This window comes from Capsulimonas corticalis (assembly GCF_003574315.2).
Taxonomy (GTDB): domain Bacteria; phylum Armatimonadota; class Armatimonadia; order Armatimonadales; family Capsulimonadaceae; genus Capsulimonas; species Capsulimonas corticalis.
This window is the reverse complement of record NZ_AP025739.1, coordinates 1,230,079-1,249,762: the sequence shown is the minus strand read 5'-3', so window position 1 is coordinate 1,249,762 and position 19,684 is coordinate 1,230,079. Positions and strand designations below refer to the sequence as shown.

The following is a 19,684-nucleotide window of genomic DNA, read 5'->3' as shown; positions in this document are numbered from 1 at the left end:
CCGCCTGCTTGCTCTTTGACACTTCTCTGTGATTCTGCTATAATTCTCAGAGCAATGCACCTCAAGCGCCTCCAACTTCAGGGCTTCAAAACGTTCGCGGACAAAACCCTCATCGAGTTCTCCGAAGGCGTCACGGCGGTGGTCGGTCCCAATGGGTCCGGCAAGAGCAATATCGCCGACGCGATTCTGTGGGTTTTGGGCGAGCAGAAGGCCTCGGCCGTGCGCGGAACGCGCGCGACGGATGTGATCTTTTCGGGCAGCGACAAGCGGCGCCCGATGGGAATGGCCGAGGTGTCGCTGACCGTCGACAACTCCGACGGCGGTCTCCCCGTGAAGTTCGATGAGGTCACCATCACCCGGCGCGCCTATCGCACGGGCGACGGCGAGTATTTCCTCAACAAAGTCCCCTGCCGTCTCAAAGATATTTACGAGCTGTTTCTCGACACGGGCGTCGGCCGCGAGGCGTATTCGCTGGTCAACCAGAGCGAGATCGACGCCGTGCTGTCGGTCAACCCCGAGGACCGGCGCGGGCTCTTTGAAGAAGCGGCGGGCATCAAGAAGTATCGCGTGAAGAAGCGCGAGGCGATGCGCAAGCTGGAGTCCACCGAGACGAACTTGCAGCGCGTGCGCGATATCATCGGCGAGATCGACGGGCGCCTGGAGCCGCTGCGCGAGCAGGCCGAACGGGCGGCGATCTACATCAAGCTGAAGACGCGGCTGCGGGCGATCGAGACCAATCTGCTGATCGTGGACTTGCGCTGGGCAGAAAACGAGCTGGCGGCCACACGCAAGGCGCGCGCGGCGGCGCAGGCGAAGCTCGCGGAGCAGGATGCGGGCAATACCCAGGCGCAGGAGCGCTCACAGGTGATCGGCGCCCGGCTCGCGGAAGCCGAACGGGAATTGGAGACGCGGCGCGACGAGCACCAGCGCGCGCTCTCACAGGCCGAACGGGCGGAAAGCCAGCGCGCGCTCGCCGGACAGCGGGCGAAGGGCCTCGAGTCCTCGCTGCATCTCCTGGCTCAAGAGCTGGAGGGACTGCTGTCCCGCCGCACGCGTTTGTCCACCGAGCTGGACGAGATCCGCAAGGAGCTGGAGGCGGCGCAGGAGACGGAAAAGGCGCTGCGGGCGCAGGTCGGCTCCCAGCAGGGCGCGGGGCAGGGCCTGACCGAGCGCATCCAGCAGCTCACCAAACAAAGCGAGCGGCGGCGGCAGGAATCGCTGGCGCTGGCGCGGCAGCAGGCCGCGCGGCAGGCCGATCTCGCCCGCGCCGAGGCGCGCGTCGCCGAGCTGGAATCGGGCCTGCCGACTCTGAAAGAAGAGTGGGAGCGGCACGCGGAGAACGCGCGCCTGCGCGTCGCCGAAGTCGAGGCGTCCCGGGAAGCCGTCACGACGACTCGCGCCGCGCTCGCCGAAGCGGACAAAGCGGTGGCTGACGCGCAGGCCGCGCGCGACGCCGCGCGGCTCGCCGTCCATACCGCGCAGAACGCGCTGAATGGGGCGCAGTCCAAATCCGTGGGCGTCAGCACTCGCCTGCGCACGCTCCAAGATCTGGAGAACGCCCAGGAAGGATACCACCAGGGCGTCCGCGCCGTGGCCGACGCCCGCAAGCGCGGACATTTGCAGGGAAACTTCACCGTCGTCGCCGACGCGTTCGTCGCGCCGCCGGGCTACGAAGTCGCCTTTGAAACCGCCCTCGCCGGCAGCCTTCAGGACATTATCACCGACAGCGAAGCGGACGCCAAGGCCGCGATCGATTATCTCTACCAGAACCGCGCCGGCCGCGCCACCTTCCTCCCATTGAATCGCATGCGACCCCACCGCGACGGCCTGGAGCTGGGCCGCGCCGCCGCGATGCCCGGCGTGCTGGGGACGGCGCTGGAGCTGGTCGAATTTCAGCCGCGCTACCGGGCCGCGCTGGAAACCCTGATGGGACGCTTCTTCATCTGCGAGACGATGGACCACGCGCTCGCCGCCTCGCATGTCGCGCGCGGCTGGAATCGAATTGTCACCCTCACCGGCGAACTAATCTCTCCGAACGGCGCCATGAGCGGCGGGCGTCAAAACGGGCGCGGCGCGGGGCAGATCCTGGGCCGCAAGACCGAGATCGCCGGCCTCAAGGCCGATTTGGCGGCGAGTGAGAAAGAGCTGTCGGCGCGGCGGGATGACGTGAAGGCCGCCGAAGCGGCGCGCGAGGCCGCCGACCGGGGCCTCTCCGAAGCGCAGAACGCGCGGCAGGCCGCGCAGCTCGCCGCCAGCGAAGCGAGCCGCCGGGTCGACTTCGCCGGAAACGAAGCCAAGCGCAGCGCGGACCAGCGCGACGCCAGCGCCCGCCGGATGGAAACCAGCCAGTCGTCGCTCGCCCAGGCGCGCGCTCAGGCCGCCGCCGCCGCCGAGGCGCTCGCGAGCGCGGGCGTCGAGACCGCCGGCGTCGACGACGCCATGGCGACCGAGACGGAAGAAATCCGCGCCCTGACCGCCGAGCGCGACGCTTTGCAAGGGGATCTGACGGCGGTTCGGATCAACCTCGCAACTGAGAGCGAGCGCGTCGCCAGCCTCTCACGCTCCCTGCGCGCCGCGCAGTCCGAGCTGGACCAGATCTCCGTCCAGCACGAGCGCAAGACCAATCAAAGCCGGGAGGCGCACGCCGAGCATGCGTCCCTGGAAGGCCAGACCGGAGACCGGGACGCCGAGAGCGCCGAGGCGGTGAAGGCGCGCGACATCGCCAAAGTCCGTTTGGAAGAGCAGCAGGTCGTGCGCGAGGAGCTGCGACGTCAGGCGGGCGCGCTGGGTCAGGAGATGCGCGCCCAGGACGCCGCGCGCGCCGAGACCGCCGAAATACTGCACAAGGCTGAGCTGAAGGAAGCGCGCCTGGAAGTCCAGCGCGGCCAGTACGCCGGGCGTCTGCTGGAAGAGTATGAGATCGACGCCGAACAGGCGATGGCGATGCCGGAGGATCCCGAAGTCACAGACGGCTCCCCGCAGGAAGTCGGTCGCCTGCGCCGCGAGATCAAGGCGATGGGCGAGGTCAACACGGCCGCCGTTGAGGAGTACGAGGAAGTCTCCACGCGTCACGCCTTCCTGACCGAGCAGCGCGCGGACCTCGACGAGGGCCGCGAAAAGCTCCTGGAAGCGATCCGCGAGATCGACGAATCCACGCGCGGCGTCTTCTTGGAGACATTCCACGCCGTCGCCAAAGCCTTCGACGAGTTATTCACCCGCCTTTTCCGTGGCGGCAAGACCGATCTCGTCCTGACCAACCCCGCCGATATTCTCGAAACGGGCATCGACATCATGGTGCAGCCGCCCGGCAAGAAGCGCCAAAACCTCGCGCTGCTCTCCGGCGGCGAGCGCGCCCTCACCGCCGCCGCGCTGCTCTTCGCCTTCCTTCAGGTCAAGCCCAGCCCATTCGTCGTGATGGACGAAGTGGATGCGCCTCTCGACGGCGCCAACGTCGAACGCTTCTCCGAACTGCTGCGCGAATTCGGCGTCCGCTCCCAGTTCATCATCATCACCCACAACCCCACCACCATGGAAGCCGCTCCCCTCTGGTACGGCGTCACCATGCAGGAACCCGGCATCTCCCGAGTCCTCAGCATGCAGGCCCCTCCCGGCCTCGAAGACGGTCCCGCCGCCCCCGCCAATCTCAAACCCAAAACCAGCAACGGCCGCCGCCCCAAAGTCGCGGCGGAAGCCGCCGGCTGACCGTTACGCTCCATAAGCAAAGCCGGCCGCACATCCACGAAGGGATGCACGGCCGGCGCACGGACGAACGCTTCTAGTGGATGGCGAACGTAATTCCGTCGTTCGCTTTAAAACCGCCGAAGCCGGTAGAGGCGGCGGCGACTGGAGCGGTGGAGACGAACTCCAGTGAGAGCGAGCCTCCTTGTGGGCTGGCGCCGACCGGGAAGTAGGGCGAGGGCGTGTTGTAGAGCACGCTGTCCTTCATCAGCGTAAGCGCCAGGGACGAGGAGCCGTTGGTCCCGTGCAGGATGGCGTTCGAGAAGCTGCCGCTGAGCAGGACCACGCCGGTGGGGATATCCACGACCTGGAACTTCCCGCCGCTGAGCACTTGATCGAAGGCTTGGGCCGCCGGGAAAAAGCTGTAGCCGGCCGCCCCGGCTCCGGTCAGCGGCGAAAAGACGATTTTAACGCTGGGATTGAACATGGGAGAGATCTTACTGCGCAGGAAGCCATTGGGGACGTTCAGATTGAAGACGCCTGAGACGCCTCCCGAATAGTTGATCGTAGGATTGGGGGTGTTGTCGCCGGCAATGGCGATCGCCTGAACGGCATGTGCTGACTGTGGCGCAATAGTTGCAAAAAGCACATAAACGCCGAGCGCGGTGGTTGTCTTCGTAAGCTTGAGCATGGTTTTTCCCTTTCGACGAGTGGCGAGTCTCCTTCGACTTGTTGCGCCGCAATTTGGAGACGATGGGTAGTGCCTGCGGCGAAACGCCATATCCACGAACTTGCTGTGGGAAACGCGGCTGCGTACTGCTCTTGCGGCGGCGCGAGTGCATTCTATCACGATTGATATTGCAAGTCAACAAGCGAACGAATGGAATTTTAGCGTACTTATTTCCCGCGAAATCACAAAATTCGGCGCCCAATGACAGCGGCGCGGGACGGCGGCGTCACTGCCTGGCGGGACCCGTGCTTTCGCGAACGACCAGGGCGGGCGGAATCATTTCGTGGACGGGGTGGGTTTCGGCCCAAGACGGGGCCAGCAGCATTTCGACCGCGCGGGCGGTAAGCGCGTCGATAGGGTGGGCGATGGTGGTGAGCGGCGGCGTCACGTACCGGCTGGAGGAGGCGTCCTCAAAGCCTACCACGGACACTTGTTCCGGAACGGCGACGCCGTGCTCGCGGAGCCAGCGCAGCGCCGCCCACGCCCCGGCGTCGGAAACGGTCATGATGGCGGTCGGGCGCTCCTCATCCGCGCCGCGCCAGATATCGGGCATCATGGCGTAGCCGCCCTCATATCCACGCTGGACGGAGCAGGCGATACGCCCGGAGAGCCCGTGGGTGTCCATCGTCTCCAGAAACTCCTCGATCTTGCGCTGGACGTCTTCCTCGCGAAAGTACTCATTGACCATCAGCGTGATCCGCTCGTGCCCAAGCGCGAACAGGTGCTCCAGGCCCAGGCGGACCGCCGCGCGGGAGTCGGTGGCGACGACGCGGCCTTCATAGTGCGCGGAGGCGGTGTCCAGCGAGATCGTGCGATATCCTCGCTCGCGCAGCGTCCGGTGGAGGGTGACCGCGAGGCGGTCGCCGACGAACAGCAGGAGCGCCTCTTCCTCCGGCCCTTCCGTGATCTGGTCCAGCACCGCCTCCGGCCGCTCCCGATCCATCAGGCGCAGCTTGAGCTCGACGCCGCGCTCCAGGCACGCCCGGGTCAGCTTATCGACCATCGCCGCGATATACTCGGATTGCCATCCGGAGCCGATCAGGCCGATGCTGCGCAGGCGCCGGCCTCCAGCGTCCGGCGCGGCGCGCTGAGGAACGGCGTCCGCCTGTTCCTGGGTCAAATGAGCTCCGGATTTGCGCACGGTCGCGCCATAGCCCGCCTTGCGGACGAGATAGCCCATCCGGTCCAGGTCTTGCAGCGCGCGCCGGATCGTGACGCGCGACACCCCAAAGGCCTGCGTCAGCTCCTGCTCCGAATAGAACGCCTCGCCGTCGCGAAACTGCTGCTCGATCATCCTCACGATCTGCTGGTTGATCTGCGCGTGCAGCGGCGCCCCGGGAATGCGCTTCAAATCCATACGTTCCAATGCGATACGATTTTTCATAAGCGTTGCTGACATGATGATGGCTGAACTGAGAGCAATTGTATCATAATTGTATTGAAAAAATACGCCTATTTTACGAACAATAGAATATTTTCGGGAAATGTATTGACATTGGTCCGGCGCTGTGATATAAATTGACTCTTACTAACGAGCGATCAGCAGTGAGGAGAGTTCTGGATGCCATTGTCATGCCAATCAAATCGACGTACACTGATCAGTTTGTGTTGATCAATACGATAGTTATATTTGATATAATTGCGATCCATAGCCGTCGCTGCCGCAGATGCCGAACCTCTGGGCCGACTGATCCGTCCGGGCCGATCATCACAAGAAGCAAGCAATGGGAAAGACGCCGCGCGACGTCGTGCGGCGTTTCTTATGACGGTCGATTTGTGTTTTTGCTACTAATGCAATCGTAAGAACAGGAGATCACGATGAAGTTATCAGTGAGAGTGTCGGCGTTCGCGCTGACCGTGGGACTCGCTCTGGGCAGCTCTGGAGCGAGGGCGGCCATCGTCGCCGTCGGCGATCCCAACAACCCCGGCGCGCTGTACGGCGCGATTATGAACGCTTATAACACCGGGGCGACGGGAGTGACGGTCAACGCGGGAACGTACAATATCCCGGTGAACACCTCGGGCGGAAATGTCTACGCCTGGGTGTTTCAGAATATGTCGAACTTCTCGATCTCCGGGACCGGCGTGAAGCTGAACTTTTCGGACACGGCGTATCAGCTGATCAACTTCAATCACGACACGAACCTCACGTTTCAGGGATTCCAGATGACCGGCCCGCCGAACTTCACGCAAGGCAAGATCTACAACACGGGCAGCGACGGAACGGGGAACTACATGGACGTCACCCTGGACGCCGGCTACCCCACGGACTGGAGCAACGCCAACCACTGGGGAGCGTCGGCCTATGCGGACGCGTTCCAGGTCTTCGATCAGAAGACGCGCCGCTGGAAGCCTGGCACGGGCGATTATGGAGTTCAATCCTGGCCGCCCACCACGCTGAACGCCGCGAACCGCCAGTATCGGTTTTATCTCGGCGGGAACACGGACATGGTCCCGGCGAACGGGCGCGTCGTTTACGGCGACTACGTGGCCGTGCGCGGCTACGCGGGCCGCTACTTCAATGTCGATACATGTACGAACCTGACATTCAGCAGCCTCACCGTCAGCACCGCCAATGCGAATATGTGGCAGGCGAGCAACAACCGCCATATCGTGATCGACAGCTGCAACTTCGTCTATCAGCCGACGCCCGCCGCCGGCGGCAATCTGGGCCTGCTCGGACCGGACGGGATCCTTTCCGGCAATAACTACGACGGCTTGATCATGACCAACACGACCTGGCAGGGATCGAACGACGACGTGATCAATTCCGACGCCGGCTCGGGACAGAATGTTGGGACGACCAGCGGAAATACGCTTACGTTTACCTGGGGCGGGGTCGCGTCCGGCGACGTTCTCTACTTCTACGACACCAACGGCAACTTCCTGGGACAGGACACGGCGACCTCGAACTCCACGCAGGTCAGTTACAGCCCGCCCGACAACACCTACGGCAGCGCGCCCTGGTACAACGTCACGCTCAGCCAGCCGTTCAGTCTGGGCTACAAGTACCGGATCTTCGATATCAACCATACATCGCACGGCTTCACAATGAAGAACGACATCATCCAGAACTTCCGGGATGTCGGCGTTATCGTGGCGGACAACAGCGATATCGAAAACTGCATCTTCGACGGCGGCACCGTGGCGGCGATCGTGACGGAATCGTACGCGAACAACATGGTGATCAAGAACAACGTCTTCAGCAACAACTGCCTGCGCTGGAACTATGGCAACAAGGACGGCGGCCGCAACGCCGGCGCCATTCAAATGGACAACCAGTATTACTATCCTGGGTCCACGGGACAGACATTCCAGAACACGCTCATTCAAAACAACATCTTCTATGGCAACGACGCGATCAATATCGCGATAGTGAACGGCGCCGGAACGCAGATCACGCGCAACGCCTTCGTCAACGCGCATCCGGCCGGTCCGGGGACGGTCGCTGCGCCGGCGGGCATGGTGGGCGGCCAGGATTCCAACACGAGCGTCTGGCTGTCGAACGATAACTTCGCGACGCTCTCAGGCAATACCGTCAGCAACGATGGTCCCTACGGAACGCTCCTTGCCGAGCTTGGCCCGAACTGCGCGAATGTCCGGGGCGTTAGCAGCGGCGTCTCCTACGGCAATACCGACATCTACTACGCCGCCAGCGCGGTTGTCAGCGGCGGGCAGGTCCGAAGCGGCGGCGGATCGGCCGGCGGCCAGTATGTGGGCGGCCTCGACGCCGCGAGCAGCTACGTCAAGTTCACGGTGAACGTTCCCGTCGCGGGGCAGTACGCCGTGCTGGTCGCCTACGACAACAACAGCAACGTGGACCAGAGCGCGGCGGCGGCCACGGCCACCCACAGCCTGGTCGTCAACGGCAACACCGGGTCTCCAATCACGGTCAATTATCCGTACACCGGCGCATGGGGCAGCTTCAGCCCGACCTTTGTGACGGGCGTTTATGTCACTCTGAACGCCGGCGCCAATACGCTTCAGTTCAACCACGGCTCCAACCGCGCGGAGCTGGACAATATTCAGGTCGTGATCCCGCAGGGAACCAGCCCGCTCAATTACTACAAGCTGTTCAACCAGAACAGCGGCAAGGTGCTCGCCGTGGTGAACGCGTCGACGGCCAACGGCGCGAACGCGCAGCAATACACGGACAACGGGACGCCGGACCATAACTGGAAGTTCGTCTACGCCGGGTACGGCTACTTCAAGATCGTCAACCAAAACAGCGGCAGGCTGCTGGAAGACTACGCCAGCAGCACGGCGAACGGCGCTCCGATCGATCAGTGGGACGACGCCAGCGGCGCGAACCAGCTTTGGAAGCTGGTGGACATCGGCGGCGGCTACTACAAAGTCATCAACAAAAGCAGCGGTAAACTTCTTGAGGTTACGGGAAGCAGCACGTCCGACGGCGCGCTGGTCGATCAGAACATAGACACCGGCGGCGCGAACCAGCACTGGAAGCTCCAGGATGTCCGCTCCGGAACCACATACCGAATCAGCAATAGCTTCACGGGCAAGGTGCTGACGCCGTCAGGCGGGGGAACCGCCGATGGAACGCTGGTGACGCAGTGGGACGACAACGGGACCGGCGACCATCTCTGGCAGCTCCAGGATCAGGGCTGCGGCCTCTACAAGTTCCTCAACACCAACAGCGGACGGGAGCTGGGGATCACAGGCGGCTCGCTCGGTACGGCCGACGCCGTGATCTGGGGCGCGAACGGGGCGACGGATCATCTCTGGCAGCTGCTCGACGCCGGCTCTTCATTCTCCCTGTTCAACTGGAACAGCGGCTTGGTGCTGGGCGTGAACGGCATGAGCACGGCCAATGGCGCTGAGATCTTCCAAACACCCGAGAATTACACCGGGGACCATCTCTGGACCCTGAAGTAAACACTACGCATCAGACTCACGGCTCTGAACGCCCTGTTCAGAGCCGTGAGTCTCACATTTGACGGATCTCCTTCTCCCCACTCGAAGATTATATTCACCGTGCGCGGAAATTCCAGTATTTGTCATAGTGCTTCATCCGATGGCGTTGCGGTATAAACAGTCACCTCTCTATGAGTGATGACTTTTATTGTCCTGCGTATGTGGGACCCGACCAACGAAGGAGCGAATCATGTTTGTTACCAAGCGCAAAGTACAAGGGTTTACGTTAATCGAGCTGCTGGTAGTTATTGCTATTATTGCTGTTCTTGCCGCCATCCTCTTCCCGGTGTTCGCGAAGGCCCGCGAGAAGGCGCGCCAGACTGCGTGTCTTTCCAATCTCAAGCAGCTGAGCCTGGGGATGATGCAGTACGTGCAGGACAATGACGAGACGTATCCTTCGGGATACAATGGGCAGAGCACTCATGTCAGCGACGGGCAACTCTCCTACTGGCCGCAGGCGATCTTTCCCTATGTGAAAAGCTACGCCGTTTATCAGTGCCCGGACAACCCGCACAGCGCCGATACGGCGGTCGGTTATCTCTACAATAACCACTATATGAATCTCGCGCCGCTGGCGAAAGTGGACACGCCGTCGCAGATCATCATGCTGGCCGATGGGGTTCTTACGCCTGTCAGCGACAACCCCGACAAACATCCGGACAATCTTTTGACCAATCACGGCCTGAACTCCGACTACACCATCTGGCTATTTGCGGGGCGGATCATCGAAGACAATCAGCCGCGCCATACGGGGCGCATCAATCTGGCGTTCGCCGACGGACATGTCCATGTGTCGCCCATCCTGGCGCCGCACAAGTCCGGCGATACGTTCACGGAGATCGTCAACAATATTCGCGGCGTGATGCCTTTCAAAACCTGGATTGACCCGACCACCACGGACGACTGGAACTAAATCCCTTACTCTCTTCTGTCCGGGACGGACAGTCGGTTGCGAAGCAATCCCCAGCCCCGTATTTCAATGCGGGGTCAGAGCAGCTCCGTAATTTATTGCGGGACCGGAAACCCCCTACCTCACTAGCCCCCTCCTCCCTTTCAGAAAGAGAGGAGGGGGCTGCTTGCGTGGGAAACCGTGTTTTAGGGCTGCTAGCTTTGGGTAGCTTTTGGCGCAGATCGCGTGTTTTTCTATTTATCGCGCTCTCAAGAAGAGGGTTTTATGACCGATATCGAAGACTACGAAAACGTTGTGATCGGCAGCGGCGAGGCGGGCAAGTATCTAGCCTGGACTCTTGCGCCGAGCGGCGCCAAAACAATCGTCGTGGAGCGGTCCATGATCGGCGGCTCTTGCCCGAATGTGGCCTGCCTGCCCAGTAAGAACGTTATCCATTCCGCCAAAGTGGCCTCGTTCTTTCGGAGAGCGTCGGAATTCGGAATCGAAACCGGAGAATGGCGCGTCAACATGGAAGGCGTACGGCGTCGAAAGCGAAAGATGGTCGATGAACTGATCGCGATTCATGAGAACCGTTATCACTCCAGCGGCGCGGAGTTTCTGATGGGCTCCGCTCGTTTCGTCGGCCCCCGGACCTTTGAAGTCGCTCTGCGGGACGGCGGAACGCGCGTGCTGCGGGGTGAAAAGGTCTTTCTGAACCTGGGAACGCGCTCGGCCCTGCCCGGCATTCCCGGGCTCGCGGAGGCAAAACCGCTCAGTCATGTGGAGGCGCTGGAGCTGGATGTCGTCCCCGAGCGGCTGATGATCATTGGCGGCGGATATATTGGCCTGGAGTTCGCGCAAGCTTTCCGGCGATTTGGCGCGGAGGTGACGGTTATCCATCGCGACGAGCGCCTGCTTGCCGGAGAGGATCCCGAGGTGTCGGCGGGGCTTCTCGAAATCCTGCAAGGCGAGGGGATTCGATTCGAGTTTTCGTCGTCGGCCACGCGAGTGGAGGGCGTTTCGGGAGAGAGCGTTCGGGTCTCCATTACGGGGGCTTCCGAGGAGAGCGTTGTCGAAGGGACGCATGTGCTGGTCGCGACCGGACGAACGCCCAATACCGAATCCATCGATGCGGCGGCCGGCGGCGTGGCGCTGGATGGGCGCGGCTATATCCAGGTCGACGAGCGGCTTCAGACCACGGCGGACGGAGTTTGGGCGATGGGGGACTGCGCCGGCAGTCCGCTCTTCACCCACATCTCATTCGATGACTTCCGAATCGTCAAAGACCAGCTTGCCGGCGGCTCCCGAACCACGACGGGCCGGAGCGTTCCCTGGACGCTGTTCACCGATCCCGAACTCGCGCGCGTCGGCCTGAACGAAACCGAAGCCCGGGCTAGGGGAATCTCCTACCGGCTGGCGAAGCTTCCGATGGCCGGCGTATTACGGGCTCGCACCCTGGACGAGCGTCAGGGATTTATGAAAGCGCTGATCGGTGAGGACGATCGCATCCTCGGTTTCACCGCCCTCGGGGTGAACGCCGGCGAAATCCTCTCCATGGTGCAGATCGCCATGCTGGGAAATCTTCCTTACACCGCCCTACGGGACGCGGTGCTGACGCATCCCACACTCTCAGAAGGATTGGTCTTCCTGTTCATGACGGTCCCGGCGAAGTAATCGCCGCCGCCTTGCATTATGGAATGCGGGGCGGCAAGGCCGAATAAATCACGATTTCACCCGTTTCCAGCCCCGCAAAAATTCCATGTTGACAGATGAGAAGAGATGCACTATAATGAACTCAGCAATACCTAACCGGTTCGGTGATTGTGTTTTGACCGATTCTATTGCATCCATCGTTATCCATGCTTTTCGAGGAGTTTATTATGTCCATGAAACGTAGCCCCGTTCGTCAGTCCGCATTTACTTTGATTGAATTGCTCGTTGTCATCGCTATAATCGCGATTCTTGCCGCCATTCTCTTCCCGGTCTTCGCCAAAGCGCGCGAAAAGGCGCGCCAGATTTCCTGCGCCTCTAACCAGAAGCAGCTTGGGCTGGGCTTTATACAGTATGTTCAGGACAACGACGAAACCTTCCCGCTGGGAGCAACGACGTACAACTACTGCGGCGGGTGGGTTCAGCCGATTTATCCCTACGTCAAATCGGTCGAATTGTATCGGTGTCCTGACGATCCGAGTTCGTTCAGCACAAACGACGCCCGAATTTGGAAGCCGGTGTCCTACTCCGTTAACGACTCGCTTGTGGGTGACGGCAGCCGCGATTCCGGCGGAACCGCGCACACGACTGCGCTCGCGACTCTTGCGGCGCCCGCTTCAACGGTGCTGCTTTGCGAAGCGTTCGGGGCCACAATGGATATCGCCAACACGAGCGGCGTTCAGCCGGACTATTCCACTTCCTCAACCCTGGACCAACAGTTTTGGGGCGGACGCCCGGCGAACAATGGATATTATGTCACTGGGAACCCGGTCGGGCAGAATCTGCAGCTGTATCAAGGAACCAAGGGCATTCACACCGACGGCGCTAATTATTTGGCGTGTGACGGCCATGTCAAATGGCTGAAGGCAAGCCGCATCTCTCCAGGAAAAGACGCCCTGGCCGCCGAGAATCCCGAGGATAGCGCCAACGAGCACGCCTCTGGAACGAGCTATCTGAACGTGAACGGCGGCGCATCGGGCAGCGCCGCATTGACCTTCAGTAAGATCTAAATACTCGGAGACTTGCCTCCGTTTCCCAAGAGGGAAACGGAGGTTTTTTGCTGGCTGCGGCGGTCGGCGGTTTTCAAAAATTACTTGTTGACAGATTCGTCGGAGTTATCATATAATTGAATAACGCCTAACCGGTTTGGTGTTATCGGCGGGGCCAAGTATCCTTTATGACGACGATGAGAGATGTTGCGAAGGCTTGCGGGGTGTCCGTGGCTACCGTTTCAGGTGTGCTGAACAACACGCCCGATGCGGCTGGCCCGGAAACGCGTGAGCGCGTGCTGGAAATGATCCAGCAGATGAACTACTCTCCTAACGCCGTCGCGCGCGGCCTCAGTCATCGCCGTATGAACACGATCGGCGTGGTCATGGACTACAGCGGCTGGGGATCGCTGATCGCCGACCAGCATCTCGGGCCTATCATCGACGGCGTTGTCGCGCAAAATTCGCGTTTGCGGCAGAAGACACTTTTGTATACCGAGCGCTGGTCGGACGCCATTGCCAATATCCCGTCATTTTGCGATGGGTTCTGCGATGGACTGATTTTGATTGTCCCGATGGCGCCGGAAAACTTTTTCGCCCAGCTTTTTTATCGGCGCACGCCGTTCGTCATCATCGGAGATCATCGAACCGAGCCCAATATGTCCATCGTCGATCTCGATAATATCGATGCGGGACGGCGGATCACGAGTTATCTGATCGGGCTGGGGCATAAGCGCATCGCCATGCTGCGCGGCGAAGATATTCACCAAAGCTCCTTGCTGCGCGCGCAAGGCTATCGGGAAGAACTCGCCGACAACCAGCTGGAATACGATCCGGCGATCGATCTTCATGGAGGCTACAACGTCGCCTCCGGCTACAAGCAAGCGATAACGCTGCTGGACCGGCCCTTAGAGTCACGCCCGACCGCGCTGTTCTGCGGAGACGACCGGATCGCGCTCGGCGCGCTCAGCGCGCTGGAAGAGCGGGGCGTTCGCGTCCCCGAAGAGATCTCAGTGGTCGGGATCAACAACAGCGGGGAAGGCGCTTCCGCGAAGACGCCCTTGACGTCGATGCGCCAGCCAGGTCAGGAAATGGGGGAGCGAGCGGTCGATCTTCTTCTTTCTCATATCAAGGGAGAGGAAATGCCGGGACGCAAGATGATCCTGCCGGGATCGTTGATCGTGCGGGATACGTCCGGGCCTGCTCCGTAGTTTTATTTTGGCTGTTTACCGAACCGGTTAGGTGGTAAGGAGGTGAGAATCGCAGAGTTGTCGTCGTATCTTTCGCTATCCTCGCCAGCATTTGTCACAGACTGTCCGCCGTCATATTCGAAAGGAATCTTCTTATGAAAGCCCGAGCGTTTACTCTGATTGAGTTACTCGTTGTGATCGCTATCATTGCGATCCTTGCCGCCATCCTCTTCCCGGTCTTCGCCAAAGCGCGCGAAAAAGCTCGCCAGATCAGCTGCGCCAGCAACGAAAAGCAAATTGGCCTGGCGATTATGCAGTACGTGCAGGACTACGACGAGAAATATCCCGCCCGAGAGTATAACGGCGGCGCGGTGTCATGGCGAAACGTAGTCTTCCCTTACGTCAAAGCGACCGGTGTTTTTAGGTGTCCGTCCAATAAAAGTAGTACGAACAATGGAGGTGATGGCTATCCGATAAGCTACGGCGCCAATTACAATAGCAGCCCCTACTTTAATACGGATTTTGGCAACATGTATCCATCGACTCCATACAACGGCACGGCCCTCTTCGCGAATACGGACGGACCGGGTGTTGCGATGGCGTCTGTCGACGCGCCTGCTCAGGTAATTGCCGTGCTCGAAATGACGAATGAAGGTTATGCGGACGCGAACATCCTCAACCATTACACGGGAGCCAACAACGATTTGTTCGCCGGGCACAACGGTGTCAGTAACTATCTGTTCGCTGATGGGCACGTGAAGGCGCTGAAGCCGATGGCTACGATCTTTCCATGCGGTTCCGCTCCCGTCAATTACTGGACGGTTGATAATGCGCCATTCCCGGGCAGCTGCGCGGACGGCGATGGCGTCAGTGTCCTGGGGCAGGCGCTGTACGCTCTCAAGGTGGAAACGAATAACTACAAATAGTAACGTCTCCCATTCGCTGTTCGAGTTATCATCATCAACTCTGCGGAATTCTAGGCGGAATGGGAAACCGCGTTTTCTCATTCCGCCCACTTTTCTGCGGTCCCGCATATTCCTCTGAAATATCCGATTGAGAGAGAGTGGCAAAAAAGTGTGACGGGACGATCCGTAACAAGAATCGGCGACATAGACAAAAATTTATCGATAAAGCGAGGTGAAAAATTCGTGAATAGTGAATTATTCTGGTACCATAGAATTGGCGCAAAACTATGGTTACCATCAAAGATATCGCGAAAGAAGCCGGCGTTTCCGTGATGACGGTCTCATACGCCCTGAATGAGACGGGACGGATCGGAACGGCGACACGCCAGCACGTAAAGGACGTCGCCCAGCGCATGGGGTATCAGCCCAACGCCGTTGCGCGCGGCCTCCAGCGCCGCCGCATGGACGCCATCGGGGTCGTCTTCGGCGTCGTTCCCGAGACGCTTGTCTTTGACGGATACTATGGGCGCGTTCTGGACGGTATCTGCCGCGCCTGCGGCGAGCGCAAGCAGAAGGCGGTCATTTTCCAGGAGCCTAGCTGGGACGCCCTTTACGACAACCTTTCGATCCTCGCGGACGGCTACTGCGACGGTCTGATCCTCATCACGCCACTGAAGGATTGCCCGCTGATCGAGCCGCTCCTGCGCAAGCGCATTCCCTTCGCGATCGTCGGCGACAGCCGCGAAGATCCACGCGTCATCCGCCTCGACATCGACAACTTCGGCGCGAGCGTGTCGATCATGCGCCACTTGGGAGAGCTGGGGCACCGGCGAATCGCATTTTTGCAAGGCGATCTTTGGTATCTTTCATCCGAGCAGCGCCATCAAGGCTATCTGCAAGGGCTGCGCGAACTGGAGGCCCGGTACAATCCGGCGCTGGATATCCCGTGCGGCTACGACCCCGCCGGCGGCTATCAGATCGCGCAAAACCTGATGGCGCTGCCGGTCGACGAGCGTCCCACCGCGATCTTTTGCAGCAACGACAGCATCGCCTACGGCGTCCTGGCCTGCTGCCGCGACCTCGGCGTTCGCGTCCCGGAAGATCTGTCCGTCATCGGCATCGACGATAAATTGCAGTCGGCCGGAACCACGCCGCCGCTGACCACGCTGCGCCAGCCGTATCACGACATCGGACGGCGCGCGGTCGAGAAGATCGTCGAGCGCGTCTCCCACCCGGACCGCCACGCGACGCCGGTGGGAACGCTGGAGCTGCTGCCGGCGGAGCTGATCCTCCGCGATTCCGTCGGCCCCGCGCCTCGCCTCGCCCTTCGCTGATTCCCCAAGCCTCCCCTGCAATGTGCAGACAGACACCCGGGAGGTGTGTTTCCCAGATTCGCTTGACAGCAAATCGATTGTGCTGTATATTGATACACATATCGATACAGTGCCGACGATCTCAATGATGACACCATGACCACGGATCAGTACAGCAAAAAACAGCGCGCGGACAGCGCCCGGTCTCCAGTTCCCGCATACCTGCGAATCGAGGAGAATATTCGCGGGCGGATCGCGGACGGGAGCCTCGCGGTGGGAACTCGCCTGGCGAGCCGGCATAACCTCGCCAAGGAATACGGCGTCGCGCTTTCGACGGTGCAGCAGGCGTTCGCAAACCTCATCGCCGACGGCGTCCTGGAATCGTTTGATCGCAACGGCACGTTTGTCGCCCGGGCGCAAGTTTTGGATCGAACGGCGTCGCCGCCGCGTCCCGATCTCCCCTTGTCCCGCGCACCGCAAGCCGTGGCCTTTCCTGTCGCCGCGCGTCCATCGGGGATGACGCTTGGCATCGTGACGACGATCCCGATCGAACCCCTGCATCCGCCGGATATCGGCGGCTACTGGGCGCGGCAGGTCGTCAGCACGCTGGAGCGGGCGATGTCGGGCGCCGGCGGCGCGTCGCGGTTTTTCAACCGGCACCCAAAGAGCCCGTCGGACTACCCCGGCCGGCTCCTTCACGGCGATACGGTTCCCATGGCCGACGCGATCAGCGCGCTGCGCGCCGCCGGGTCGGATGCGTTTGTGATTGTCGGGCTGCATGATGACTGCGACCTTTCCGATGAAATCGTATCGAGCGTGGACATCGACAATGTCCCGGTCGTCTACATCACCTGGCATGAGATGCGGCCGCCGCTGACGCAGATCAGTTACGACAATACCTATGCCGGATATCAGGCGGCCAAGCATTTGCTGAACGCGGGCTATCGAAGGCTGACTTTCCTCTCACCGTTTCAGGCGGCCTGGCTGGATGACCGCGAGACGGGCGTCCGGGAGGCCGTGCGCCAGGCCCGGCTGCCCGCCGAGTCTTTGGAGATCGTCCATCCTTCCGCCCGACCGGACGCCTATGAATGGCGCCGCGCCGACGCGTCCTCGCACGCCGCCATCGCGCCGCTTTTCCAGCGTTTCGCGGCGAGCGCCGACCGAGGGGCGCCCTGGGGCGTCATCGCGCCCAACGACCATACGGCGTACGCCGTCATGCAGGCCGCCGAGGAGGCCGGCCTGCGCGCCGGAGCGGACTTCGGATTGATCGGGTTCGACGACGACAGCCGGTCCTCCGCGCTCAGCCTCTCCTCGGTGCGTCCGCCGCTGGACCAGATGGCGGAAGAAGCCGTGCGATTGCTGCTGGGCGGCTGGCAAGGAAAACCCGTGAGCTCCCAGGTCCGTTTGCGGTCCAACGTCATCGCCCGCGCTTCCACCGCGCTGGCGGTGAATCCCGAGAGCGACTTTTCAGAATAGGAATACGTTCGGCAATTTTTAATTGCACTGCGCCCGATAACAATTCGGAGCGATCATGTAAAGATCTTATCGTTGTTATCGCAATTCAGTGTCAAATTCCCGTGGCGAGAAAGGCGCCGCGTTGTCGAGAGAATCATCGTGAGAAAGAAAAGCGCGTGGAAGCGCTCTGATTGGGAGAGAAATATGAAGACATTACGAAATCGTTTGACGTTCGCTTTGTTTGCAACCTTTGCAATGTTGACTTTGACATGCGCCTCGCCGAAGCCGGCGAGCGCCCAGCATCCGTCGTGGATCAATTCGGCGGTGATCTATGGCGTTTATCCAGACATCTTCTCCGCGAATGGGAACTTCGCCGGCGTCACCGCGCAGATTAACCGAATTCGGGGCATGGGGTGCAATGTGCTCTGGATCATGCCGGTCACGCCGATCGGCCAGCCGATCAACGGGCATCCTTCGATCGGCAGTCCCTATTGCGTCCACGACTACTATGGGATCAACCCCAGCTTCGGCGGCTCGTCGGATCTGCACGCGCTGATCAACGCCGCGCACTCGGCCGGGATGAAAGTGATTCTGGATGAAGTGCTGAACCACACCTCCTGGGACAATGCGCTGATCACGCAGCATCCCGAATACTATGTGCATAGCGACGGCAACGCCGGAAATCCGAACTCCATCGTCCAGGCCGGCTCGTGGCCCGATGTCGCCCAGTTAAACTATGCAAGCTCCGGGCTTCGCGGTTATATGACGAGCATGCTCCAGTGGTGGATTACCAATTACGGCGTGGATGGGTTTCGCTTCGACACCGCTGATTATCCCGGCGGATCCAATCGCAATATCCCAAAGAGTTACTGGACTTCTTTGCGCTCATCGCTGGAAAGCGTCAAAAGCGACATCCTCATGCTCGGCGAATGCGAATCCACGGACCTGGCTCTGGCCCCGTTCGAGTGTGATTACGGCTGGTGGCTGCATGACAACATGGTGAATGTCGCGGGCGGCGCGAGCGCCATGAATTTGCAAACGACCTGGCAGGCCCAGGCCAATCAGTTTCCGGTCGGAATGATGCACATGAATATTCAGGACGACTGGGACTACGCCCGGGACGTCAATGTGCTGAACGGCATGGCTGGGGCGATGGACGCCGCCGTGATGAACTTTACAATCTCCGGTATTCCGCTTCTCTACAACGGCATGGAAGTCGCCAATAACGCCGGCGGCGTGAACACTCACGCCAAGATCAACTGGAACTTCGGAACCCCGTTTCCTCAGTTCTATTCCCAGTTGATCGCGCTTCGCCAGAGCCACCCGGTATTGCAGCAAGGCGGAACGGTCTGGCGCGCGAACTCCGCCTCCGGACAGGTGCTGACCTACTCGCGGACGGGCGGAGAGGAGCTTTTGATCGAGATCAATGAATCCGGCTCGGCCGTGGGCGGTACGATCAGCGGCCTGCCCACGGGCTGGACGGAAGTCACTCCCTCGGGAGCGCCCGGCGGCCAGTCCCACACGTCGCCTCCGAACTTCTCGCTTCAGGCCCATGACTTCGCCATCTTCAAGCATTGATCGACAATGCGGTGATGGAGAGGGCGGGCGCGGATCTTGTATTCGCGCCCGCCTTCTGCGTGGGCGATAATTCCGGTGTTGACAGATCAAAAGAGATCCTCTATAATGGTCGAACGCATAACCTAACCGGTTAGGTTATGCGCGCTGGAGACGATCCCGCAACGGAATCACTTACCGGGCGCCGGGGCGCGAAACACACAAAATGACATGCTCGAACATGATTTGCCTCCTTGACATACGTTTCTATTTCCTGTATTTTTAGATCAAAATCGCTGGAATGACGAACGCCAGATCCACCGACCCTTCCCTGTGAAA

The 19,684-nt window shown here is 60.7% G+C and carries 12 protein-coding genes; 10 read left to right on the top strand and 2 right to left on the bottom strand.

Going from position 1 to position 19,684, the window contains the following annotated elements; all coding sequences use genetic code 11:
- Window positions 1-54 precede the first annotated feature (54 nt).
- The gene (gene smc, locus D5261_RS05360) at window positions 55-3,702 is read left to right on the top strand and encodes a chromosome segregation protein SMC (protein WP_119321029.1); all 3,648 of its coding nucleotides are present in this window, start codon (window positions 55-57) and stop codon (window positions 3,700-3,702) included.
- 73 nt (window positions 3,703-3,775) lie between these two features.
- On the opposite strand, the gene D5261_RS05355 is transcribed toward smc, so the two are convergent.
- Together D5261_RS05355 and D5261_RS05350 are read right to left on the bottom strand one after the other, a co-directional pair.
- Window positions 3,776-4,369 (bottom strand): hypothetical protein, encoded by a 594-nt coding sequence (locus D5261_RS05355; RefSeq protein WP_119321028.1) that lies wholly within the window; start codon window positions 4,367-4,369, stop codon window positions 3,776-3,778.
- Window positions 4,370-4,634: 265 nt separating this feature from the next.
- Window positions 4,635-5,759 carry a GntR family transcriptional regulator gene (locus D5261_RS05350; RefSeq protein WP_165864126.1) on the bottom strand — a complete coding sequence of 375 codons (1,125 nt, stop codon included), beginning with the start codon at window positions 5,757-5,759 and terminating at the stop codon, window positions 4,635-4,637.
- Window positions 5,760-6,226: 467 nt separating this feature from the next.
- On the opposite strand from D5261_RS05350, the gene D5261_RS05345 reads away from it, so the two are divergent.
- The 9 genes from D5261_RS05345 (at window position 6,227) to D5261_RS05305 (ending at window position 19,369) form a co-directional block, all read left to right on the top strand.
- The gene (locus D5261_RS05345; RefSeq protein WP_119321026.1) at window positions 6,227-9,301 is read left to right on the top strand and encodes an RICIN domain-containing protein; all 3,075 of its coding nucleotides are present in this window, start codon (window positions 6,227-6,229) and stop codon (window positions 9,299-9,301) included.
- Window positions 9,302-9,530: 229 nt separating this feature from the next.
- A complete protein-coding gene (locus D5261_RS05340) occupies window positions 9,531-10,253 on the top strand; it encodes a DUF1559 family PulG-like putative transporter (RefSeq protein ID WP_119321025.1) in 723 nt (240 codons plus the stop codon).
- Between the two features lie 261 nt (window positions 10,254-10,514).
- Window positions 10,515-11,903 carry a dihydrolipoyl dehydrogenase family protein gene (locus D5261_RS05335; RefSeq protein WP_119321024.1) on the top strand — a complete coding sequence of 463 codons (1,389 nt, stop codon included), beginning with the start codon at window positions 10,515-10,517 and terminating at the stop codon, window positions 11,901-11,903.
- A gap of 206 nt (window positions 11,904-12,109) precedes the next feature.
- Window positions 12,110-12,949, top strand: coding sequence for a DUF1559 family PulG-like putative transporter (locus tag D5261_RS05330; RefSeq protein ID WP_119321023.1), 840 nt, complete (start codon window positions 12,110-12,112; stop codon window positions 12,947-12,949).
- Window positions 12,950-13,116: 167 nt separating this feature from the next.
- The gene (locus D5261_RS05325) at window positions 13,117-14,139 is read left to right on the top strand and encodes a LacI family DNA-binding transcriptional regulator (RefSeq protein WP_119321022.1); all 1,023 of its coding nucleotides are present in this window, start codon (window positions 13,117-13,119) and stop codon (window positions 14,137-14,139) included.
- 134 nt (window positions 14,140-14,273) lie between these two features.
- Window positions 14,274-15,044, top strand: coding sequence for a DUF1559 family PulG-like putative transporter (locus D5261_RS05320; RefSeq protein ID WP_119321021.1), 771 nt, complete (start codon window positions 14,274-14,276; stop codon window positions 15,042-15,044).
- Window positions 15,045-15,310: 266 nt separating this feature from the next.
- The gene (locus tag D5261_RS05315; protein WP_119321020.1) at window positions 15,311-16,357 is read left to right on the top strand and encodes a LacI family DNA-binding transcriptional regulator; all 1,047 of its coding nucleotides are present in this window, start codon (window positions 15,311-15,313) and stop codon (window positions 16,355-16,357) included.
- A gap of 135 nt (window positions 16,358-16,492) precedes the next feature.
- A complete protein-coding gene (locus D5261_RS05310) occupies window positions 16,493-17,812 on the top strand; it encodes a GntR family transcriptional regulator (protein ID WP_119321019.1) in 1,320 nt (439 codons plus the stop codon).
- A 183-nt stretch (window positions 17,813-17,995) separates the two neighbouring features.
- Window positions 17,996-19,369 carry an alpha-amylase family glycosyl hydrolase gene (locus D5261_RS05305; RefSeq protein WP_119321018.1) on the top strand — a complete coding sequence of 458 codons (1,374 nt, stop codon included), beginning with the start codon at window positions 17,996-17,998 and terminating at the stop codon, window positions 19,367-19,369.
- The last annotated feature ends 315 nt before the right edge of the window (window positions 19,370-19,684 follow it).

What these genes read in the sequence shown, in the direction of transcription:
- smc (WP_119321029.1), top strand. Translation starts at nt 55, where the DNA reads ATGCACCTCAAGCGCCTCCAACTTCAGGGCTTCAAAACGTTCGCGGAC.
- D5261_RS05355 (WP_119321028.1), bottom strand. Translation starts at nt 4,369, where the DNA reads ATGCTCAAGCTTACGAAGACAACCACCGCGCTCGGCGTTTATGTGCTT.
- D5261_RS05345 (WP_119321026.1), top strand. Translation starts at nt 6,227, where the DNA reads ATGAAGTTATCAGTGAGAGTGTCGGCGTTCGCGCTGACCGTGGGACTC.
- D5261_RS05340 (WP_119321025.1), top strand. Translation starts at nt 9,531, where the DNA reads ATGTTTGTTACCAAGCGCAAAGTACAAGGGTTTACGTTAATCGAGCTG.
- D5261_RS05335 (WP_119321024.1), top strand. Translation starts at nt 10,515, where the DNA reads ATGACCGATATCGAAGACTACGAAAACGTTGTGATCGGCAGCGGCGAG.
- D5261_RS05330 (WP_119321023.1), top strand. Translation starts at nt 12,110, where the DNA reads ATGTCCATGAAACGTAGCCCCGTTCGTCAGTCCGCATTTACTTTGATT.
- D5261_RS05325 (WP_119321022.1), top strand. Translation starts at nt 13,117, where the DNA reads ATGACGACGATGAGAGATGTTGCGAAGGCTTGCGGGGTGTCCGTGGCT.
- D5261_RS05320 (WP_119321021.1), top strand. Translation starts at nt 14,274, where the DNA reads ATGAAAGCCCGAGCGTTTACTCTGATTGAGTTACTCGTTGTGATCGCT.
- D5261_RS05315 (WP_119321020.1), top strand. Translation starts at nt 15,311, where the DNA reads ATGGTTACCATCAAAGATATCGCGAAAGAAGCCGGCGTTTCCGTGATG.
- D5261_RS05310 (WP_119321019.1), top strand. Translation starts at nt 16,493, where the DNA reads ATGACCACGGATCAGTACAGCAAAAAACAGCGCGCGGACAGCGCCCGG.
- D5261_RS05305 (WP_119321018.1), top strand. Translation starts at nt 17,996, where the DNA reads ATGAAGACATTACGAAATCGTTTGACGTTCGCTTTGTTTGCAACCTTT.